General features: G+C 66.5%; 18 protein-coding genes, 2 tRNA genes and 1 rRNA gene. 18 read left to right on the top strand and 3 right to left on the bottom strand.

The window, feature by feature from the left end; all coding sequences use genetic code 11:
• The 9 genes from rrf to thiL all read left to right on the top strand — a co-directional run.
• Positions 1 to 101, top strand: a 5S ribosomal RNA gene (rrf, locus tag QNO03_RS04140); the annotation flags it as partial.
• Positions 102 to 244: 143 nt separating this feature from the next.
• Positions 245 to 994 carry a DUF1648 domain-containing protein gene (locus QNO03_RS04135; protein ID WP_289602028.1) on the top strand — a complete coding sequence of 250 codons (750 nt, stop codon included), beginning with the start codon at positions 245 to 247 and terminating at the stop codon, positions 992 to 994.
• Between the two features lie 45 nt (positions 995 to 1,039).
• Entirely contained in the window at positions 1,040 to 1,813 is a 774-nt protein-coding gene (locus QNO03_RS04130) for a fumarylacetoacetate hydrolase family protein (protein ID WP_227923562.1), read from the top strand.
• Positions 1,813 to 2,415 carry a hypothetical protein gene (locus QNO03_RS04125; RefSeq protein WP_289602025.1) on the top strand — a complete coding sequence of 201 codons (603 nt, stop codon included), beginning with the start codon at positions 1,813 to 1,815 and terminating at the stop codon, positions 2,413 to 2,415. The genes QNO03_RS04130 and QNO03_RS04125 overlap by 1 nt, the downstream gene beginning before the upstream one ends.
• 39 nt (positions 2,416 to 2,454) lie before the next feature.
• Entirely contained in the window at positions 2,455 to 3,972 is a 1,518-nt protein-coding gene (gene gltX / locus QNO03_RS04120; protein ID WP_289602024.1) for a glutamate--tRNA ligase, read from the top strand.
• Between the two features lie 12 nt (positions 3,973 to 3,984).
• Positions 3,985 to 4,713 (top strand): HAD family hydrolase, encoded by a 729-nt coding sequence (locus tag QNO03_RS04115; protein WP_289602022.1) that lies wholly within the window; start codon positions 3,985 to 3,987, stop codon positions 4,711 to 4,713.
• A gap of 111 nt (positions 4,714 to 4,824) precedes the next feature.
• Positions 4,825 to 4,896 (top strand) — tRNA-Gln (locus tag QNO03_RS04110).
• Between the two features lie 122 nt (positions 4,897 to 5,018).
• A tRNA-Glu gene (locus QNO03_RS04105) sits at positions 5,019 to 5,091 on the top strand.
• 131 nt (positions 5,092 to 5,222) lie between these two features.
• Positions 5,223 to 6,233, top strand: a complete 1,011-nt coding sequence (gene thiL / locus QNO03_RS04100; protein WP_289602020.1) for a thiamine-phosphate kinase — start codon at positions 5,223 to 5,225, stop codon at positions 6,231 to 6,233.
• A 51-nt stretch (positions 6,234 to 6,284) separates the two neighbouring features.
• On the opposite strand, the gene QNO03_RS04095 is transcribed toward thiL, so the two are convergent.
• Together QNO03_RS04095 and QNO03_RS04090 are read right to left on the bottom strand one after the other, a co-directional pair.
• Positions 6,285 to 6,713 carry a potassium channel family protein gene (locus tag QNO03_RS04095; RefSeq protein ID WP_229949087.1) on the bottom strand — a complete coding sequence of 143 codons (429 nt, stop codon included), beginning with the start codon at positions 6,711 to 6,713 and terminating at the stop codon, positions 6,285 to 6,287.
• 53 nt (positions 6,714 to 6,766) lie between these two features.
• A complete protein-coding gene (locus tag QNO03_RS04090; RefSeq protein WP_229949083.1) occupies positions 6,767 to 7,486 on the bottom strand; it encodes an IclR family transcriptional regulator in 720 nt (239 codons plus the stop codon).
• A 111-nt stretch (positions 7,487 to 7,597) separates the two neighbouring features.
• On the opposite strand from QNO03_RS04090, the gene leuC reads away from it, so the two are divergent.
• The 6 genes from leuC (at position 7,598) to QNO03_RS04060 (ending at position 14,217) form a co-directional block, all read left to right on the top strand.
• Positions 7,598 to 9,067 (top strand): 3-isopropylmalate dehydratase large subunit, encoded by a 1,470-nt coding sequence (gene leuC, locus QNO03_RS04085; RefSeq protein WP_289602018.1) that lies wholly within the window; start codon positions 7,598 to 7,600, stop codon positions 9,065 to 9,067.
• A gap of 11 nt (positions 9,068 to 9,078) precedes the next feature.
• The gene (leuD, locus tag QNO03_RS04080) at positions 9,079 to 9,678 is read left to right on the top strand and encodes a 3-isopropylmalate dehydratase small subunit (protein ID WP_289602017.1); all 600 of its coding nucleotides are present in this window, start codon (positions 9,079 to 9,081) and stop codon (positions 9,676 to 9,678) included.
• A gap of 227 nt (positions 9,679 to 9,905) precedes the next feature.
• The gene (murA, locus tag QNO03_RS04075; RefSeq protein ID WP_229949080.1) at positions 9,906 to 11,246 is read left to right on the top strand and encodes a UDP-N-acetylglucosamine 1-carboxyvinyltransferase; all 1,341 of its coding nucleotides are present in this window, start codon (positions 9,906 to 9,908) and stop codon (positions 11,244 to 11,246) included.
• Positions 11,247 to 11,255: 9 nt separating this feature from the next.
• Complete coding sequence (locus QNO03_RS04070; protein ID WP_229949079.1) at positions 11,256 to 12,023, top strand: lysophospholipid acyltransferase family protein; 768 nt, start codon at positions 11,256 to 11,258, stop codon at positions 12,021 to 12,023.
• Positions 12,020 to 13,063, top strand: a complete 1,044-nt coding sequence (locus QNO03_RS04065) for an NAD(P)H-dependent glycerol-3-phosphate dehydrogenase (protein WP_289602015.1) — start codon at positions 12,020 to 12,022, stop codon at positions 13,061 to 13,063. Before QNO03_RS04070 ends, QNO03_RS04065 begins: the two co-directional genes overlap by 4 nt.
• Before the next feature lie 11 nt (positions 13,064 to 13,074).
• Positions 13,075 to 14,217, top strand: coding sequence for a D-alanine--D-alanine ligase family protein (locus QNO03_RS04060; protein ID WP_231707569.1), 1,143 nt, complete (start codon positions 13,075 to 13,077; stop codon positions 14,215 to 14,217).
• Here QNO03_RS04060 and QNO03_RS04055 read toward each other — a convergent pair.
• Positions 14,214 to 14,693 (bottom strand): DUF3515 domain-containing protein, encoded by a 480-nt coding sequence (locus QNO03_RS04055; protein ID WP_289602014.1) that lies wholly within the window; start codon positions 14,691 to 14,693, stop codon positions 14,214 to 14,216. The two genes, QNO03_RS04060 and QNO03_RS04055, sit on opposite strands and share 4 nt — an antisense overlap.
• Before the next feature lie 94 nt (positions 14,694 to 14,787).
• Here QNO03_RS04055 and QNO03_RS04050 point away from each other — a divergent pair, with 94 nt between their 5' ends.
• The 3 genes from QNO03_RS04050 (at position 14,788) to QNO03_RS04040 (ending at position 19,182) form a co-directional block, all read left to right on the top strand.
• Positions 14,788 to 15,804, top strand: a complete 1,017-nt coding sequence (locus QNO03_RS04050) for an LCP family protein (protein ID WP_289602012.1) — start codon at positions 14,788 to 14,790, stop codon at positions 15,802 to 15,804.
• 203 nt (positions 15,805 to 16,007) lie between these two features.
• Entirely contained in the window at positions 16,008 to 16,967 is a 960-nt protein-coding gene (locus tag QNO03_RS04045) for a DAK2 domain-containing protein (RefSeq protein ID WP_229949095.1), read from the top strand.
• Positions 16,957 to 19,182, top strand: coding sequence for an ATP-dependent DNA helicase RecG (locus QNO03_RS04040; RefSeq protein WP_289602011.1), 2,226 nt, complete (start codon positions 16,957 to 16,959; stop codon positions 19,180 to 19,182). The genes QNO03_RS04045 and QNO03_RS04040 overlap by 11 nt, the downstream gene beginning before the upstream one ends.
• Positions 19,183 to 19,223 lie beyond the last annotated feature (41 nt).

The following is a 19,223-nucleotide window of genomic DNA, read 5'->3' as shown; positions in this document are numbered from 1 at the left end:
TGGGGGAAACGCCCGGTCCCATTCCGAACCCGGAAGCTAAGACCCACAGCGCCGATGGTACTGCATCCGGGAGGATGTGGGAGAGTAGGTCACCGCCGGACAATATTTGAATAACAGGAAGAGCCCGTACCAGTGCTGGTACGGGCTCTTCCTCTTTAACCCGCCAGGTTTAACCGGCCAAATTTCTCCCGCCAGGGGTGCCGGCCTGACCGGTTTAATCCACCGGCCCGGATAGGTTTGTGGGATGGGATCCGATACTGCGATAAAAATCACTGGCACCCGGGCGGCGCTTTGGCTGCCGCATGTGGCCGCCGTCCTTCTGCTTGCTTCCTGTTTTGCCTACGGAACCACGATTTACGATTCCCTGCCGGAAACCATCCCGACCCACTGGGGCGGCGGCGGCCGTCCGGACGAGTGGGACACGAAGTCCTTCGGCACCGTGTATATGCCCCTGCTGATGGGCGCCGGCATAAGCGTCCTCCTGGCTGTGGTGTCCGCCGCCACACCCGCCATGATCCTGCCGGATAAGGATCCGTCCGACTGGGAGCTGTATCGCCGGGAGGGGATGATCCGCGGCACCGTTGCTGCCCTTGGCGGGACCTCTGTCCTGGTTGCGGCGCTGATCGGCGGGCTCACGGTCGCCGGCTGGCGGACCCCCGACCACGTGCCCGCCGGGCCGGCCCTGATGATGGTTCCCCTGATCCTTGGCTGCCTGTTCCTTTCCTATACTGCTGCCGGCCGCTGGGCGCGGCGGACGGCTGAGCGGGACGGTGTCCACCCGACAGCCGAGGAACGGGAAGAGGATAAGCGGTGGGTGGGCGGCATCCTCTATAACGATCCGAATGATCCCCACATCCTGGTACCCAAGCGCAGCGGATCCGGCACCGGCCTGACAGTGAATGTAGGCAACCGCAGGGGGCTCACCGCCGTCGTTGTGTTCCTGATGGTCTTTGTTGTCCTTCCGACGGTTTTTGGAGTATTCATGGCCCTCTAGGTACCGCCTGCCGGCTTGGTCCGTTTCTCCACTAGGCTTAGACGCATGCGTATTGCTCGATTTGTACAGGACAGCGACCCCGCCTTCGGCGTGGTCGGAGGAGAAGAAGGCAGCGAAGAAATCGCCGTCATTAAGGGTGACCCGTTCTTTTCGGGCGTCCAGCTGACAGGGGAGCGGCACAAGCTGGAGGACGTACGCCTGCTTGCCCCGATCATCCCGCGCAGCAAGGTCGTGGGCATCGGCCGTAACTATGCCGACCACGCCAGCGAAATGGGCAACGACGTTCCGCCGGCTCCACTGATGTTCCTCAAGCCCAACACCTCGGTGATCGGCCCGAACGATCCCGTGGTTCTGCCGTCCTTCTCGGACGAAGTGTCCTACGAGGCCGAGCTCGCCGTCGTCATCGGCCGCATCTGCAAGGATGTCCCGATCGAACGCGTGGACGAAGTCATCTTCGGCTACACCTGCGCCAACGACCTCACCGCCCGTGACGCCCAGCGCACCGACGACCAGTGGGCCCGCGCCAAGGGCTTTGACACCTCCTGCCCCCTGGGCCCGTGGATTGAAACCGAGCTGGATCCCGAGAACACCGCGGTGCGCGGCTACCTCAACGGTGAACTCGTTCAGGACGGGAACACCAACTCGATGATCTGGGGCGTCAAGGAACTGGTGTCCTACGTTTCGCAGGCCTTCACCCTGCTGCCCGGCGACGTCATCCTCACCGGTACCCCTGCGGGCGTCGGCATCATCAGCGACGGCGAACGCTTCGAGGTCGACATCGAGGGCATCGGCCGGCTGGTCAACACCGTCCGCAGCTGATGCCCCGCGGAGCGGACCGGGAGGCCGGCCGGAGCGCAGCCTGGGCTGCGCTCATCTGGTCGCTGATCCTCCTGGCCGCTCCGTTCCTTGGTTTTCCGCCGGATGCCGCCCTGCCCTGGGGTGCCGGTGCCGCCCTGTTGATGGGTGTCTTCCCGGCAGCCCTGGTTTTCCAGCTGCAGCGGCGCAACGACCTTCGGCGGCTGCCGCCGTCGTCGCTTCCGCCTGCAGTGCTGGGCGCGGCGGCGCTGGCGTTTATGTTCCAGCGGCTCATCCTTTGGCTGGACGGTCCGTTACCGCTCTCGGCCGCGGTTTTCGGCCTGCTGGCTGCAGCCCTCGTGCTGCTCATCGCCAACTCCTTCACGCACTGGTCCTGGCTGGACCTCACGCTCGGTGCGGGCCTGGTCATCCTCGGTTCGACGGCGGCACTGCTTTTCCCGGGGCTGCCGGGAACTGCGGCGGCGATCCTCATCGCTGCCGTCCTGGCAGGTACCCTCGCCGCCAGGCTCCGGCGGGGGAAGCCCGCAGCACACCTTGCCGCCGCCGCGGCCGGCGCACTTGCCGGCGGTGGAGTCTTCCTCTGGCTGCTGTCCTACTCGGCTTAAGGCACCCCGCGGAGGGAAGAGTCTAAACTGGGAAACATCATGACTAACGCTCCCACTCCCTTAGCAGACCTTCCCACCGTCACCGATGACACGCCCGTACGCGTGCGCTTCTGCCCGTCTCCCACGGGCACCCCGCACGTTGGCCTCATCCGGACCGCCCTTTTCAACTGGGCCTACGCCAAGCACACCAAGGGCACCATGGTGTTCCGGATCGAAGATACCGACACCGCCCGTGACAGCGAGGAGAGCTACCTCCAGCTCCTCGACGCGCTGAAGTGGCTCGGCATCACCTGGGACGAAGGCGTGGAAGTGGGCGGCCCGCACGAACCGTACCGGCAGTCCCAGCGCGGCGAAATCTACCAGGACGTGATCGCCAAGCTGCGCGACGCCGGTTACGTCTACGAGTCCTATTCGACCCCGGAGGAAATCGAAGCGCGCCACCGCGCGGCCGGACGCGACATCAAGCTCGGCTACGACAACTATGACCGCGACCTCACCGCGGAGCAGATCGAAGCCTTCCGCGCCGAAGGCCGCTCGCCGGTGCTCCGCGTCCGGATGCCCGATGAAGACATCACCTTCACCGACCTGGTCCGCGGCGAGATCACCTTCAAGGCCGGAACGGTTCCGGACTTCGTCGTGGTCCGCGCCAACGGTGCACCCCTCTACACGCTGGTCAACCCCGTCGATGACGCGCTCATGGGCATCACCCACATCCTGCGCGGCGAGGACCTGCTGTCCTCCACCCCGCGCCAGGTTGCGCTGTACCGTGCGCTGATCGACGTCGGCGTGGCCAAGTACATGCCCCTGTTCGGGCACCTGCCCTACGTGATGGGTGCAGGCAACAAGAAGCTCTCCAAGCGGGATCCGGAGTCCAGCCTCTTCCTGCACCGGGAGCGCGGCTTCATCCCCGAAGGCCTGCTGAACTACCTGTCCCTGCTGGGCTGGTCGCTGTCCGCCGACGAGGACATCTTCACCGTCGACCAGCTGGTGGAGAACTTCGACATCCACAATGTGCTGGCCAACCCCGCCCGCTTCGACCTGAAGAAGGCCGAAGCCATCAACGGCACCCACGTACGGATGCTCGAGGCCGAAGACTTCCGTAACCGCCTGGTCCCGTACCTCCAGCAGGCAGGCCTGGTGGGGGAGACCCTCACCGCCCGCGAGGAGCAGATCCTGACCGAGGCCGCCCCCCTGGTACAGGAACGCATCACCCTGCTGGGCGAGGCCCCGGACATGCTCGGCTTCCTCTTCAAGGCCGACGACGCCGTCGACGTCGCCGACGACGCCCGGAAGGGACTGCCGGCTAACCTGGCCGAGGTGCTCGACGCCGCGCTGGCGGCCCTCGAATCCGTCTCCGACTGGACGGCGGAGAACATCCAGGCCGCCCTGCGGCAGGCCCTCGTGGAAGACATGGGCATCAAGCCGCGGCTGGCGTTCGGCCCGGTGCGCACTGCCGTCTCGGGACGCCGGATCTCGCCGCCGCTGTTCGAGTCCATGGTGATCCTGGGCCGCGATTCCTCCCTGGCACGGCTCCGCACCTTCCGCGCCGCGGCATAAGGTCCGTACACAGTGGGCGGCGGGTCCATCAATGCGGTGCTGTTCGACATCGACGAGACACTCGTTGACCTGCAGGCGGCCATGGGCGCCACGCTGCAGGTGGTTGGCGCTGAGGACCTGACCCACTTCACGGCGGCGGACTGGGAGGCTTATACCTCCCTGTTCGCCGCCGATCCGCAGGGGCATTACAACGCGTACCTCGCCGGCCGGCTGAGCTTTGCCGACCAGCGGGTGCTGCGCCTGCAGCACGCCCGGGAACGGGCGGGTCTGGCGCCGCTGGACAGCGACACCGCGCGCGTCTGGAACCAAGCCTACGAAGCGGCGCTGCCGCAGTACTTCCGCGCGTTCGACGACGTCGTTCCCGTCCTGGATGCCTTGGAGGCCCGCGGCATTGCCTACGGTGCCGTCAGCAACAACGTGCACGACTACCAGCGGGCCAAGCTGGACGCCGCCGGGCTGACGCGGATCAGGGTCCTGGTGGGCATCGACACCGCCGGCTCCGCCAAGCCGGAACCGGCGATCTTCCACGAGGGGGTACGCCTGCTCGGCAGTACCCCGGAGCGCAGCGCCTACGTGGGGGATAACCTGCGGGTGGATGCCGTGGGGGCGGCCCACGCCGGCCTGCTCGGAATCTGGCTGGACCGCATCGGCAACCCCTCACCCGTGCGGGACGGGGCGGCCGTGGTTCCTCCCGGAGTGCACACCATCGGGTCCCTCGGGGAGCTGCTGGAACTGGTCTGACACGGCAGCCGGCCCGTTTTGTACTTGCTCTGGAACCCGTGTATAGTTATATCTCGTGCTGAGGGGCTGCGGCCGGGGATAAGTCCTCGCAAAGCAGCCGGATAAGCGCATTGGGATATGGTGTAATTGGCAACACATCGGTTTCTGGTACCGACATTCTAGGTTCGAGTCCTGGTATCCCAGCGGTCATCAATAAGCGGTTCACCGCGATTGGTCTCCTCTGAAAGAGTATGAAATACTCTACAGGCCGGTTCTTCGAAACCGGCAAGGAAGTGCCCGGACAGTAAGCCCGGAGCACTGTACACGGCCCCATCGTATAGCGGCCTAGTACGCTGCCCTCTCACGGCGGTAACGCGGGTTCGAATCCCGCTGGGGTCACAGATAACCGGCTCCGGACACTATGTCCGGGGCCGGTTTTGTTTTGCCCTCCGAACCGGGCGGCCAGCGGTGCGGGACCGCGCGTGATAATTTCAAAACCTTGCTCCCAATCCCAACCCGAGGAACAGCCTGTGCCGTCCGAAGCCCTGACCGTGGACCAGCTTGACGAGAAGGCGCTTCTGGCCCGGATCTTTCCCCGCCTGGGGCCGGATACCGCACTGCTGGGGCCGGGCGACGACGCCGCCGTGATTGCTGCTCCGGACCGCCGAACGGTAATCTCCATCGACACCTTGGTCCAGGACGCCGATTTCCGCCTGGTCTGGCCCTCGGGGTACCGGACCACGGGGTTCGACGTCGGCTGGAAATGCGTGGCGCAGAATGTCTCCGATATCCGTGCCATGGGCGCTGTGCCCACCTCGCTGGTGGTCAGCCTCACCCTTCCGGGCAGTACGGAGGTCGCGTGGGTGGAGCAGCTCGCCGCGGGACTCGCCGCCGGTATTGATTCCCTGGCGTTCGAGCGGTGCTCCGTGGTGGGTGGCGATCTCGGCCGGGGCAGCCAAATCGTCGTCACGGCAGCTGTCACAGGCGACCTGGAGGGGCGGGACCCCGTTTTGCGTTCAGGTGCCCGGCCCGGGGACGTTCTGGCCCACATCGGGTCGCTGGGACTCGCGGCAGGCGGGCTGGCGGTACTCGAGAGCAATGTCGACATGGCAGACCCCGGGGATTCCGACGACCATCCACTTGCCGTGCTGGCCATGGCGCAGTGCCGGCCGTGTCCGCCGCGGACCGGCGCCGGACCCGAAGCGGCGGCTGCCGGTGCCACTGCCATGCTGGATGTCTCGGATGGACTGGTGCGCGACGCCGGCCGGATCGCCCGGGCCTCTGGCGTCGGCATTGACCTGGACCGGGGCTATCTCACCTCCCGGGCCGAGGCGCTGGCACCGGCTGCGGAACGGTTGGGCGCAGACCCGCTGGCCTGGGTGCTGGGCGGGGGAGAGGACCATGGGCTGCTGGCGACCTTCCCGCCGGATGCGGTCCTGCCCCAGGGGTTCGTCGGCATCGGCACGGTGTCCGACGGCGAAGGCGTCACCTTCGGCGGCGAGGTGCCCCCGGTGACCGGCTGGGACCACTTCGCCGGCTAGCTGTACTGTCGCGACGTCACTGCGCCGTCACTGCGACGTCATCGGACCGGCTCAGGAATCCGGCAGGATCCGCCGGTTCCGGATCCGTTCGGCCAGCTCCAGGATCTGTTCCCGGGACAGGTCCGGCAGGTGCTCGAGCTCGGACACGAAATCATCGAGCGCATTGGTCGCCCTGGCTTTGAGGAGCTCGGTGTAAAAGCCCACGATAATGCCGGTCATCAGGGCCACCACCAGGATCCCGTACAGGGTGACGACCACCGTAATGATCCTGCCCGCCGGTCCGGTGGCCACGTAGTCGCCGAAGCCCACCGTGGTGAAGGAAACGAACAGGTACCAGAGGCCGTCGCCGAAGTTCTCGAACTCCGCCTCGAGCCGCGGCAGCAGGAAGCTTGCGACCCCAAGGACAATCAGGAAGCCGGAGAAAATATAATCGGCGCCGGAGATTCGGACAATGTGCCACAGCACACGCATCCGCTTCATGGGAACCCCCTGGGCTCTTGGACCCCCAACGGTTTCAGGCTCCCAATATAGGCTTACTCGCCGCCCTTGCGCAGCGCCTCGGTGAGCTGGGCCGCGGCCTTTGCGACCACTTCGGCGTGGATGCGCCCGGGCTGCCTGGTCAGGCGTTCAATTGGCCCGGAGATCGACACGGCGGCGATGACGCGGCCGGCCGGTCCACGCACCGGTGCCGACACGGAGGCCACTCCGGGTTCGCGTTCGCCCAGGCTCTGGGCCCAGCCACGGCGCCGGACACCGGCCAGGACAGTGGGTGTGAAGCGGGCATTATGCAGCCCCTCGAGGAGCCGGTCGTGGTCCTCCCAGGCCAGCAGGCACTGGGCAGCGGAACCGGCCTTCATGGACAGCTGGGTGCCGACGGGAATGGTGTCCCGCAGGCCGATGGGACGCTCGGCGGAGGCAACGCAGACCCGCCACTCACCCTGCCGCCGGAATACCTGCGAACTCTCCCCGGTGGCGTCGCGGAGTGCCAGCAGTACCGGTCCGGCGGAGGCGATCAGACGGTCCTCACCGGCAGCGGAAGCCAGTTCGACCAGCCGCCCACCCAGGACGAACCGGCCCTGGATGTCGCGGCCCACCAGCCGGTGGTGCACCAGGGCCAGCGCCAGCCGGTGCACCGTAGGACGGGCGAGTCCCGTCGCGGACACCAGTTGAGCCAGTGTGGTGGGTCCGGCTTCCAGTGCGTCCAGCACCATGGCCGCTTTGTCGATGACGCCTACCCCGCTCGCTGTGTCCATAAACTGATACTGCCGTCTCATTATCTGAGATGCAAATTGAAAAGGTGGCGCGTCCCACCCGCAGGCTGGTTCTCTTAACCCCACAGGGAAAGACAACGAGGGGTACCTGATATGGGTGAGCACGTAGCAGGCAGGACGCTTGCACGGAAAGTCTGGGACGAGCATGTGGTCAGCAAAGGGGAGGACGGTGCTCCCGACCTGCTGTACATCGATCTCCACCTCGTCCACGAAGTCACCTCCCCCCAGGCCTTCGAAGGTCTTCGGCTGTCGGGACGCGGGCTGCGCCGTCCGAACCTGACCATCGCCACCGAGGACCACAACACACCGACGCTGGCGATAGACAAGCCCATTGCCGATCCGGTGAGCCGCACCCAGATTGAAACCCTGCGGGCCAACTGCGCAGAATTCGGTGTCCGGCTGCATCCGCTGGGAGACGCCGAGCAGGGGATCGTCCACGTTGTCGGTCCGCAGCTGGGCCTGACCCAGCCCGGGCTCACCGTGGTCTGCGGTGACTCCCACACCTCCACACACGGGGCGTTCGGGGCGCTGGCCATGGGTATCGGCACCTCCGAGGTGGAGCACGTGATGGCCACCCAGACCCTGTCGCTGAAGCCGTTTAAGACCATGGCCATCAATGTCGAAGGCACGCTGCGTCCCGGCGTCACGTCCAAGGACATCATCCTGGCGGTGATTGCCCGGATCGGCACCGGCGGCGGACAGGGCTACGTCCTGGAATACCGGGGCTCGGCCATCCGTGCTCTGTCGATGGAAGCGCGGATGACCATCTGCAACATGTCCATCGAAGCCGGTGCCCGGGCCGGCATGGTCGCCCCGGACGAAACCACCTTCGCCTACCTCAGGCACCGCCCGCACGCCCCGCAGGGACGGGACTGGGACGCCGCCGTCGAACACTGGAAGTCCCTGGCCACCGACGCCGATGCCGAGTTCGACGCCGAGGTCTTCCTGGATGCCGACACCCTGGAGCCGTTTGTCACGTGGGGGACCAACCCCGGGCAGGGCGTCCCGCTCTCGGAAGCCGTCCCCGCCCCCGAAGACTTCGCCGACGAGAACGCCCGTGCTGCCGCTGAGCGGGCCCTGGCCTACATGGATCTTGCCGCCGGAACGCGGATGAAGGACATCCGGGTGGACACGGTCTTCCTGGGTTCCTGCACCAACAGCCGGATCGAAGACCTGCGCGCGGCGGCCGATATTATCCGCGGCCGCGAGAAGGACCCGGCGGTCCGCATGATGGTGGTGCCCGGCTCCGCCCGGGTGCGGCTGGAAGCCGAGGCCGAAGGGCTGGACCGGGTGTTCAAGGACTTCGGGGCGGAATGGCGTTTTGCCGGCTGCTCGATGTGCCTGGGCATGAACCCGGACCAGCTTGAACCGGGGGAACGGTGCGCGTCCACGTCGAACCGCAATTTCGAGGGCCGCCAGGGCAAGGGCGGCCGGACCCACCTGGTGTCACCGGTGGTGGCCGCCGCCACCGCGGTGCGCGGGACCCTCAGCTCACCTTCCGACCTTGATCCGCTGCCGGACAGTGCCGGAACCTCCGCCGTCAACGCCTCCACCGCCGCTTAGGGGAACCACCAATGGAAAAGATCACCACCCACACCGGGATCGGCGTTCCGCTGCGCCAAAGCGACGTCGACACCGACCAGATCATCCCTGCCGTCTACCTCAAGCGGATCACCCGCACCGGGTTCGAGGATGCACTCTTTGCCGGCTGGCGGAAGAATGCGGATTTCATCCTGAACCAGGAACCCTTCCGGCAGGGCTCGGTCCTGGTGGCAGGGCCGGACTTCGGCACCGGCTCCTCCCGTGAACATGCCGTCTGGGCGTTGAAGGACTATGGCTTCCGGGCCGTCCTCTCCTCCCGCTTCGCGGATATCTTCCGCGGGAATGCCGGCAAGCAGGGCCTCGTCGCGGCCGAGTTGGCACAGGATGACATCGAACTCATCTGGAAGGTCCTGGAGAACTCTCCGGGAACAACGGTCACCGTGGACCTTCAGGCCCGCACCGCAGTCTGCGGCAGCGTCTCGGCTCCGTTCGAGATTGATGAATACACCCGCTGGCGCCTCCTCGAAGGGCTGGACGACATTGCCCTGACCCTGCGCCATGAAACAGAGATCACGTCGTTCGAGGCACGCCGCCCTTCCTATAAGCCGCTCACCCTCCCCGCCCGGCACTAGGCCCACAGCGCGGATGATTTCCCGGCCCCTCCGCCGGCCCGATATTATGGATAGGCCCCGCTTCGGCGGGGCCTACCGCGTTATCGCTGCGGGCTGCATGACCGGAATCACACCGGTCCGGGCCCGGTGGAGGGCGGCGTTATTTCAGTAAGCAGGCGCTTGCTCATATGCTTGAGTGCAGTCTCTTATTGCTTCCGGGGCCAATCTATTTAGGAAATCAGGTATTCATGGGTAGCGTCCTCACGATCCGAGGCGGTGTTCCTCTCTCAGGGAAGGTACCGGTCCGCGGGGCGAAAAATCTGGTCCCCAAGGCGATGGTTGCGGCCCTGCTCGGCAACGGGCCGTCCACGCTGCGCAACGTTCCGGAAATCAAGGACGTTGAGGTCGTGACGTCCCTGCTGCAGCTGCACGGCGTCGAGGTCACCAAGGACCCCGTCACCGGCGACCTCACCATGGATCCGAAGAACGCGAAGACGGCGGCGTCCAAGGACATCGACGCCCACGCCGGCGATTCGCGCATCCCGATCCTGCTCTGCGGACCGCTGATGCACAGCCTCGGCGAGGCGTTCATCCCTGACCTTGGCGGCTGCAAGATCGGCGACCGGCCAATCGACTTCCACCTGCAGATGCTGCGCAACTTCGGCGCCGTAGTGGAGAAGCGCCCAGGCGGCATTTCCATCTCCGCTCCCAAGGGCCTCAGCGGCGCCAAGCTGGAACTGCCTTACCCGAGCGTCGGAGCCACCGAACAGGTGCTCCTGACCGCGGTCAAGGCCGTGGGCATCACTGAACTTCGCGGTGCCGCCGTCGAGCCGGAAATCATGGACCTGATCGCCATCCTGCAGAAGATGGGCGCCATCATCTCCGTGCAGACGGACCGCGTCATCCGCATCGAGGGCGTTTCCGAGCTGACCGGTTACAACCACCGTGCGCTTCCGGACCGCAACGAAGCCGCGTCCTGGGCCTCCGCCGCACTTGTCACCAAGGGTGACATCTACGTTGAAGGCGCCGACCAGAAGGACCTCACCGCGTTCCTGAACACCTACCGCAAGATCGGCGGAGCGTTCGACGTCGACGACGGCGGCATCCGGTTCTACCACCCGGGCGGGGCACTGAACCCGCTGGTGCTGGAAACCGACGTGCACCCGGGATTCATGACCGACTGGCAGCAGCCGCTCGTGGTCGCCCTGACCCAGGCCGAGGGCGTCTCCATTGTGCACGAGACCGTGTATGAGAACCGTTTCGGCTTCACCGATGCCCTCATCCGGATGGGCGCCAACATCCAGGTACACCGCGAATGCTTGGGCAGCGTGCCCTGCCGTTTCGGGCAGCGCAACTTCCTGCACTCGGCCGTGATTGCCGGTTCCGTGCAGCTGCGCGGCGCCGAGATCGACATCCCGGACCTGCGCGGCGGCTTCAGCCACCTCATTGCCGCGCTGGCAGCCGAGGGCACGTCGCGGGTGACCGGCATTGAGCTGATCAACCGCGGGTACGAGCATTTCCAAGGCAAGCTTGAGGGGCTCGGCGCGGACTTTGACGTCGCTTCCGGCGTATCCGCCGGACTCCGGTAGCCTGACCGCATGACGGATTCGAATAAGTCACGGGTTGCGTTTGCGCTGCTGGCCGGAACCCTCCGGCCGCTGTTCAATGTCTTCCTGAAAAAGCAGTGGCAGGGGGCGGAGAACCTGCCCCGGGACACGGGCTTCATCGTCTGTCCCAACCACGTGACTGAGATCGATCCGGTGGTGGTGGGGCACTTCCTGTACAACAAGGGGTACCCGCCGCACTTCCTGGCCAAGGCATCTCTGTTCAAGGTTCCCGTCCTGGGAACCGCGCTGTCCGCGACGAACCAGGTCCCGGTGGAACGGATCACCACCGGGGCCGCCGGTTCCCTGGACGCCGCGCGCAAGGCACTGGAGGCCGGGCACACCCTGGTGATCTATCCCGAAGGAACCCTGACGCGGGATCCGGACCTCTGGCCGATGAAGGGCCGGACCGGCGCTGCCCGGCTGGCCCTGCAGACCGGGGTTCCCGTGCTCCCGGTGGCGCACTGGGGATCCCATGAACTCTTTCCCCGCTACGCCAAGTTCCCGGCACTGTTCCCGCGCAAGCGGGTCCGGCTGGTGGTTGGCAAGCCTGTGGACCTGTCCGAATTCGCCGGCCTCCCGATCAGTAAGGCCGTCCTGGACGCCGCTACGGATCGGATCATGTCCGACATTACGGACATGGTCTCCAAGCTCCGCGGCACCCAGCCACCCGCTGAGCGGTGGGACCCCGTGGCCAAGGGCCAGCGGCAGGTCGGACGCTCCTTTGAATCCAAACCAACCCAACCGGAGGCCGGACAGTGACCGCCCGCAGTGAATACCCCGCCGTCGTCGCGGTCCTAGGCGCCGGAAGCTGGGGTACCGCCTTCGCCAAGATCGCCGCCGACTCAGGCGCCGGACGGGGCACCGATGTACGGCTCTGGGCCCGCCGCCCCGAGGTGGCCGCCGACATCAATGACAGGCACCGCAACACCCAGTACCTCAAGGACACTGTCCTGCCCGCCAACCTGCGCGCCTCCACGGACCTCGCCGAGGTCCTGGCCGGTGCGGAGATCGTGGTGCTCGCCGTTCCTGCACAGTCACTGCGCGCCCAGCTGAAGGACGTTGCGGGCCTCATTCCGGCCGGCGCCGTCGTCGTGTCGCTGATGAAGGGCCTGGAACGGGGCACGGACGCCCGGATGAGCCAGGTGATCGCCGAGGAACTGGGACTGCCCGCCGAGCGTATTGCCGTGGTCTCCGGCCCGAACCTCGCCATGGAGATTGCCCGTCAGGAGCCCACCGCTTCCGTGGTGGCCTGCACCGACCTGGACACGGCCGCCTGGATCGCCGAAGCCTGCACTGCGCCGTATTTCCGGCCGTACACCAACGAGGACGTGGTGGGTACGGAGATCGGCGGCATCGTGAAGAACGTGATTGCCCTCGCGGTGGGGATCTGCGACGGCAAGAACATGGGTGACAACACCCGGGCGTCCGTGATGACCCGCGGCCTGGCCGAAACCACCCGGCTGGCCCTCGCCCTGGGCGGCAGCGCCGAGACCATGGCAGGACTGGCGGGCATGGGCGATTTGATTGCCACCTGCTCCTCACCCCTGTCCCGCAACCACACTGCGGGAACACTGCTGGCGCAGGGCCTGAGCCTGGCGGAGGTCAACGCGTCCATGACCCAGACCGCCGAAGGCATCAAGTCCGCGCAGGCCGTGCTGGACCGTGCCACCCAGCTGGGTGTGTACATGCCGATCACCGAAAACGTTGTCGCCGTCCTGCAGGGCGTTATTAGTGTTGATGAACTGGGCCCGCGGCTGCTGGCCCGCGAACTGAAATCCGAAGGTGTGTCCGCCCCGTGACTGTTGAACCCCTGCCCGCCGGTACCGTAGAGGACCGCTCCGGAAACGCCCGGCCGAGGGTGGCCGTCCTGTTCGGCGGACGCTCCAGCGAACATGCCGTCAGCTGCGTGACTGCGGCCGGTGTGCTGCAGGCCATCGATACGTCCAAGTACGACGTCGTGCCCATCGGTATTGCGAAGAACGGCCAGTGGAGCCTCGTCTCCGCCGATCCGGCGCAGTGGTCGCTCCGCGCAGCCACCCTGCCCGAGGTGCCGGTCTCCGCGGAATCAGTGGTCCTGTCCTCCCAGGACGGAAGCCGTGAGCTCGTCGCGCACACTCCCGGCGGCCTGCCGCGCAGCCTGGGGTCCATCGACGTCGTCCTGCCGCTGCTGCACGGTCCCTTCGGCGAGGACGGCACCCTGCAGGGGCTGCTGGAAATGGCCGATGTCCGGTACGTGGGCGCCGGTGTCCTGGCGTCCGCCGTCGGCATGGACAAGCACTACATGAAGGTGGTCTTCGAGGCCGCCGGCCTGGCCGTTGGTCCCTACGAAGTGCTTACCGACCGGCAGTGGCTGCGGGATCCGCAGTCCTGCCTGGACCGTGCCGGAGCCCTGGCCTTCCCCTTGTTCGTGAAGCCGGCCCGCGCCGGATCCTCCATGGGCATCACGCGGGTCACCGACCCCGCGGAGCTTCCGGCCGCCATCGAAGCCGCGCGCCTGCACGATCCCAAGGTGGTCGTCGAAGCCGGGATAACCGGCCGCGAAATCGAGGTGGCTGTCCTGCAGGGGCGCGGCACCGAGGACCCCCGCACCAGCCAGCCCGGCGAGATTGCGGTGCGCGACGGCGGCCACGAGTGGTACGACTTCGAAGCCAAGTACGTTGATGGTGCAGCCGTCGACCTGAGCTGCCCGGCCGACCTGCCGGCGGACGTTTCCGCCGAAGTCCGCCGGCTGGCCGGTGCCGCCTTCGACGCGGTCGGAGGAGAGGGCCTGTCCCGGGTGGACTTCTTCTACACCCCGGACGGTGCGCTGATCATCAACGAGATCAACACGATGCCCGGGTTCACCCCGATCAGCATGTATCCGCAGATGTGGGCCAAGTCCGGTCTCCCGTACACCGAGCTGATCGATGAACTGATTTCCCTGGCGCTGAGCCGGAAGACCGGCCTGCGCTAGCCCGCCTGGCTGTCCAGTTCCAGGGTGTCCGCGGGGCTGAGGCACTGACGGGTGGATTCAATGTTGGAGACCGCGTTCTCCAACTGGACCAGCACCTCGGAGGAAGCCACCTCGTTCGGATCGAACATCACCTCGACGGCCGGCTCCCGGCCGAAGGTAGTGGCGGTCCAGGTGTCTTCGCCCTCGCGCAGGATCCAGTCGATACCGTTGACTTCGGCGCACGGATCGGTCGTCGGTCCCGGTGCCGGGACGCCGCACTTGAGGATCGCCTTGGACGGGTTGCCCCAGGCCGCGGTGGACTGGCTGTCCGTGTCCCTGAGCTGATAGCCCGCCATCTCGTCCGGGAGCGCCACCATCACGGAGGCGCAGTCGGGGTTCGCCGCGTCTGGCGCGGAATCGACATTGGCCACCGGGCTGCAGCCGGTGGCCGCCACTGCCACGAGCACGGATACTGCGGATAACGCATAGAGCTTCATGATTCAAGCGTATCCGGCACGCCGCCGCTGGCTTGAATCGCGTGGCGGCCCGCACGCGGTAAACTGCTGGCGCCGACTAGCCTGAGGATTCCCCGTGAGCGATTTCCACCTTCCACCCACCGAACCGTCCGAACCGGACGTACGGAAGAAACATCCTGTCCGGAGGGTTCTGATCGTTGTGCTGGGCATCGTCCTGGTGGCCGCGCTGGCCGCCGGAGGTTACCTCTGGCACCTGGCCCGGACCTTCGACTCCGGAAAACAGACCATCAGCGGCGCCCTGCCTTCCGTTGCCCCGGAACGGTCCGCGGCGGCAACGGACTCGCTCAACATCCTGGTGATGGGCAGCGATACCCGGGATCCGGCGTCGGGCGACGCCCGGAGCGACGCCTTGATGCTGGTCCACGTGCCCGGGGACCGCAGCGGTGTCTACGTTATGTCGATCATGCGCGATACCTGGGTGGAGGTGCCCGGGCACGGCGGGAACAAGATCAACGCAGCCATGGCCCTCGGCGGTGTCTCCCTGACCGTGGAAACGGTTCAGGACCTGTTCGGAGTCCCGGTCGACCACGTGGTGATCATGGACTTCGAGGGATTCAAGGGCCTTACCGACGCCTTGGGCGGGGTCACCCTGGACAACGACATTGCCTTCCAGTCCGAGGGGGCGGAGGGCGAATACTTCGCGGCGGGACCCATCGAGGTGCAGGGCGAATCGGCACTGAAATACGTGCGGGAACGCTACGCCTTCACCGACGGGGATTATCAGCGCGTCCGGAACCAGCAGGCGTTCGTCCGGGGCGTGCTCGGCGGCGTTCTCAACGCGGGGACCCTGACAAACCCCGTAAAGATCAGTAACGTGGTCCGGGAAATTTCCCCGTACCTCAGCGTGGACGAAGGACTGGACGCAGCCGCCGTCGGGCGTCTGGGACTCAGCCTGCGCAGCGTGCGGGCAGCGGACGTCCACATGTTTACCCTGCCCAATGCGGGGGTGGGCACGTCCACGGATGGGCAGTCCATTGTGCTCCCGGACGATGAAGCGATCGCGGAAATCGGTGCCGCGATGGACGCCGACGACCTTGCCGGTTACCTCCGGTCGGCTGTTCCCCAGGACTGAACGGGGGCCGTCACCGGAAATCGTTATGGGTCACTGTCAGTGCCCTACGGTAGGCTTCCTAATGACATAGACGGTTGGCGGCAATGACGGCGAAGACCGGACGGGACGGACCCAGATGAGCGGGACCAGCAGGATCAAAGGCAGATACGCAGGCAGGAAACGGGATTACTTTGCAGACTAAAATCACCGCCAACGCGCAGGCGTTGAAGCGATGGTTGAGCAATGCAGAGGTCTCGCTTGGCAACCACAGTGACCGGCTCAATGCCATCAATATCTTTCCCGTCGCCGACGGCGACACCGGCACTAACCTCTACCTGACGCTGCGGGCCGCGTCCTCGGCTGCCGCAGCCGCAGACACCTCCGATATCGGTGAGCTGCTGGGCACGGCCGGCCGTGCCGCCATGGAGTCGGCGCGGGGCAACTCCGGAACCCTGTTTTCCGTTTTCCTTACGGCCATGGCCGAGCCCCTGGCCGGAGCCACCCGGCTCTCTGCACCGCTGCTCGCCTCCTCCATGCAGCGTGCACAGCTGCGTTCCTGGTCGGTGCTCAGCGACCCGGTGCCCGGCACCATGCTCTCTGTCCTTGAGGCGGCTGCCCATGCAGCCTCCGACAGTGAAGCAGCCGTCACCGGCGACGACAGCAACGTCGGACTGGCACTCACGCTGCGCGCGATGATGGACGCCGCCCTGGCCGCCGTCATCCACACCGAGAGCCAGTTGGATGCCCTCACCCGGGCCCGTGTGGTGGACGCCGGAGGCGTCGGCTTCCTGCTGGTGCTCGACGCGCTGCGTGCGGCTGCCCTAGGGGAGGAGCTGCAGGAGGAACTGTTGGACGGGCTGCACGGCTATGACGTACAGGATCCGCATATCCACGCGCACATGCCCCGCATGGAAGGCGTGGAAGTTATGTGCACCATCACCCTGAGCCCGCTTGATGCCGCTACCCTACGGCTCCAGCTGGACGAACTGGGGGACTCCGTCATCATGAGTGCCGTCAGCCCCGTCGGGGACGGCTACCGCTGGCGGATCCACGTCCACACACCGGATGCCGGCACCACCATCGATCTGCTGCGCAGCCTGGGTGAACCCCAGAACCTGACCATCACCGAGCTGTCCGCCGACGGCCACGAAACCAATGAAATCCCCGGGGCACATGGACTCTAGGCTCCCCGGAGAACTCGACTTTCCACTGGACCGACGGATCGGCAAAACCACGGCCAATGCCATGGAGAAACAGCTTGGCCTGAAGACCGTTGGCGATCTGCTCCACCATTTCCCGCGCCGGTACCTGGAGCGCGGCGAGCTCACGCCCATCGCCGACATACCGTTCGACGAAGACGTCACCCTGATTGCCCGCGTGCAGAGCAATAACCGCCGGCAGATGCGGGCCCGCAAGGGGACCATCGTCGAGGTGGTGGTTACCGATGACACCGACGGCAGCCTTGGGCAGCTTCACCTGACGTTTTTCAACGGATTCAATGCCTCCAAGGAACTCACTGTGGGCACCCGGGCCATGTTTTCCGGCAAGGTGGGCGCCTACAAGGGCCAGCTGCAGCTGACCAATCCCAGCTATGTGCTCCTGGACGAAGAAGCCGTGGATGAGGAGGAAGCCAAGCGCCCCATCCCCGTGTACCGCGCTTCGGCCCGGGTGGCCAGTCCGACCATCGCCAAGTCCGTGTCGATGCTGCTGGACACGATGGAAGGCGCCCGGCTGCGCGATCCGATCCCGACAGCGATCCGGCAGCGCGACCGCCTTCCGGACGTCGTGGAGGCCTATAACAAGATCCACCGCCCCGCCACCATGGAGGAGGCCTACGCCGCCAGGCACCGGTTCCGGTACCAGGAAGCCCTGGTCCTGCAGACCGCACTGGCCCGGCGTCGTGCCCTGACCGCCCAAGAGGAAGCCACCGCACGCCCGGCCGTGCCCGGCGGGCTGCTGGACCGCTTTGACGCGTCCCTTCCCTTTACCCTGACCAACGGCCAGGCCTCCATCGGCGCCGACCTATCGGCCGAGCTGGCCGGTGACCACCCCATGAACCGGCTCCTGCAGGGCGAGGTGGGTTCGGGCAAGACGCTGGTGGCACTGCGAGCCATGCTGCAGGTGATCGACGCCGGGGGACAAGCGGCCCTGCTGGCCCCCACGGAAGTCCTCGCGGCCCAGCACTACGAATCCATCAGCGCCATGCTCGGCCCGCTGGGACGCGGCGGGCAGCTGGACGGCGACCCGGACGGGACGCGGGTGGCACTGCTCACCGGTTCGATGAACACCGCCGGACGCAAGGCAGCCCTGCTGGACGCCGCCAGCGGCGCGGCCGGGATCATCATCGGCACGCATGCCCTGCTGTCCGAGCATGTGTCCTTCGCCGACCTCGGACTGGTGGTGGTGGATGAACAGCACCGGTTCGGCGTCGAACAGCGCGATGTGCTGCGCACCAAGGGCCACAGCACCCCGCACCTGCTGGTGATGACGGCCACGCCCATTCCGCGTACGGTCGCCATGACCGTCTTCGGGGACCTGGAGGTCTCCACCCTGACCGAGCTGCCGGCGGGACGTGCCCCCATTTCCACCTTCGTATCACCGCTGGCCGAGAACCCGCGGTGGGAACCGCGGATCTGGTCCCGTGCGCGGGAAGAGATCGACGCCGGCCGGCAGGTCTACGTGGTCTGCCCCAAAATCGGCGCCAAGGAAGACGAGCCGGGGACCGACCTGGCACTGTTCGATGCGAAGGAAGCAGCGGAGGGACGTGCGCGTGCCGAGCGGCAGGAGCTGACCTCCGTGACCGAGCTGTCCGAGTACCTGACCACGGTGCCCGCCCTTGCCGGCAAGAGCATTGCGCCGCTGCACGGCCGGCTGGACCCGGCCGACAAGCACGAGACCATGGCCTCCTTCAACCGCGGAGAAATCGATGTGCTGGTTTCCACCACCGTCATCGAGGTGGGTGTGGACGTGCCCAACGCCTCACTCATGGTGATTATGGACGCGGACCGCTTCGGTATCTCCCAGCTGCACCAGCTGCGTGGACGGGTGGGCCGCGGCGGGCTGCCCGGTACCTGCCTGCTGGTGACGCAGCTGGAACCGGGGCATCCGAGCCGTGAGCGGCTGGAGGCCGTGGCCGCCACCACCGACGGCTTTGAACTCTCCCGCAAGGACCTGGAACTGCGCCGCGAAGGCGACATCCTCGGCGCCAGCCAGTCCGGCGGCCGGTCCACCCTGAAGCTGCTGCGCGCGGTCCAGGACGAAAAGCTCATCGAAAAGGCCCGGGCGGACGCCGTCGCCCTGGTCGCCGAGGACCCGGACCTGCGGGAATACCCGGCCCTGGATGAAGCGATCGAGGCCTACCTGAATCCCGAGGCCGAAGCGTTCCTGGAACGCGGCTGACCGCCGGGGCAAGGCCCGGGTTCGGGCCGCCGGCAGGGGCC

This window comes from Arthrobacter sp. zg-Y877 (genome assembly GCF_030373105.1).
In the GTDB taxonomy this organism is placed as follows: Bacteria; Actinomycetota; Actinomycetes; order Actinomycetales; family Micrococcaceae; genus Arthrobacter_B.
This window is presented reverse-complemented; position numbering and strand designations above follow the sequence as displayed.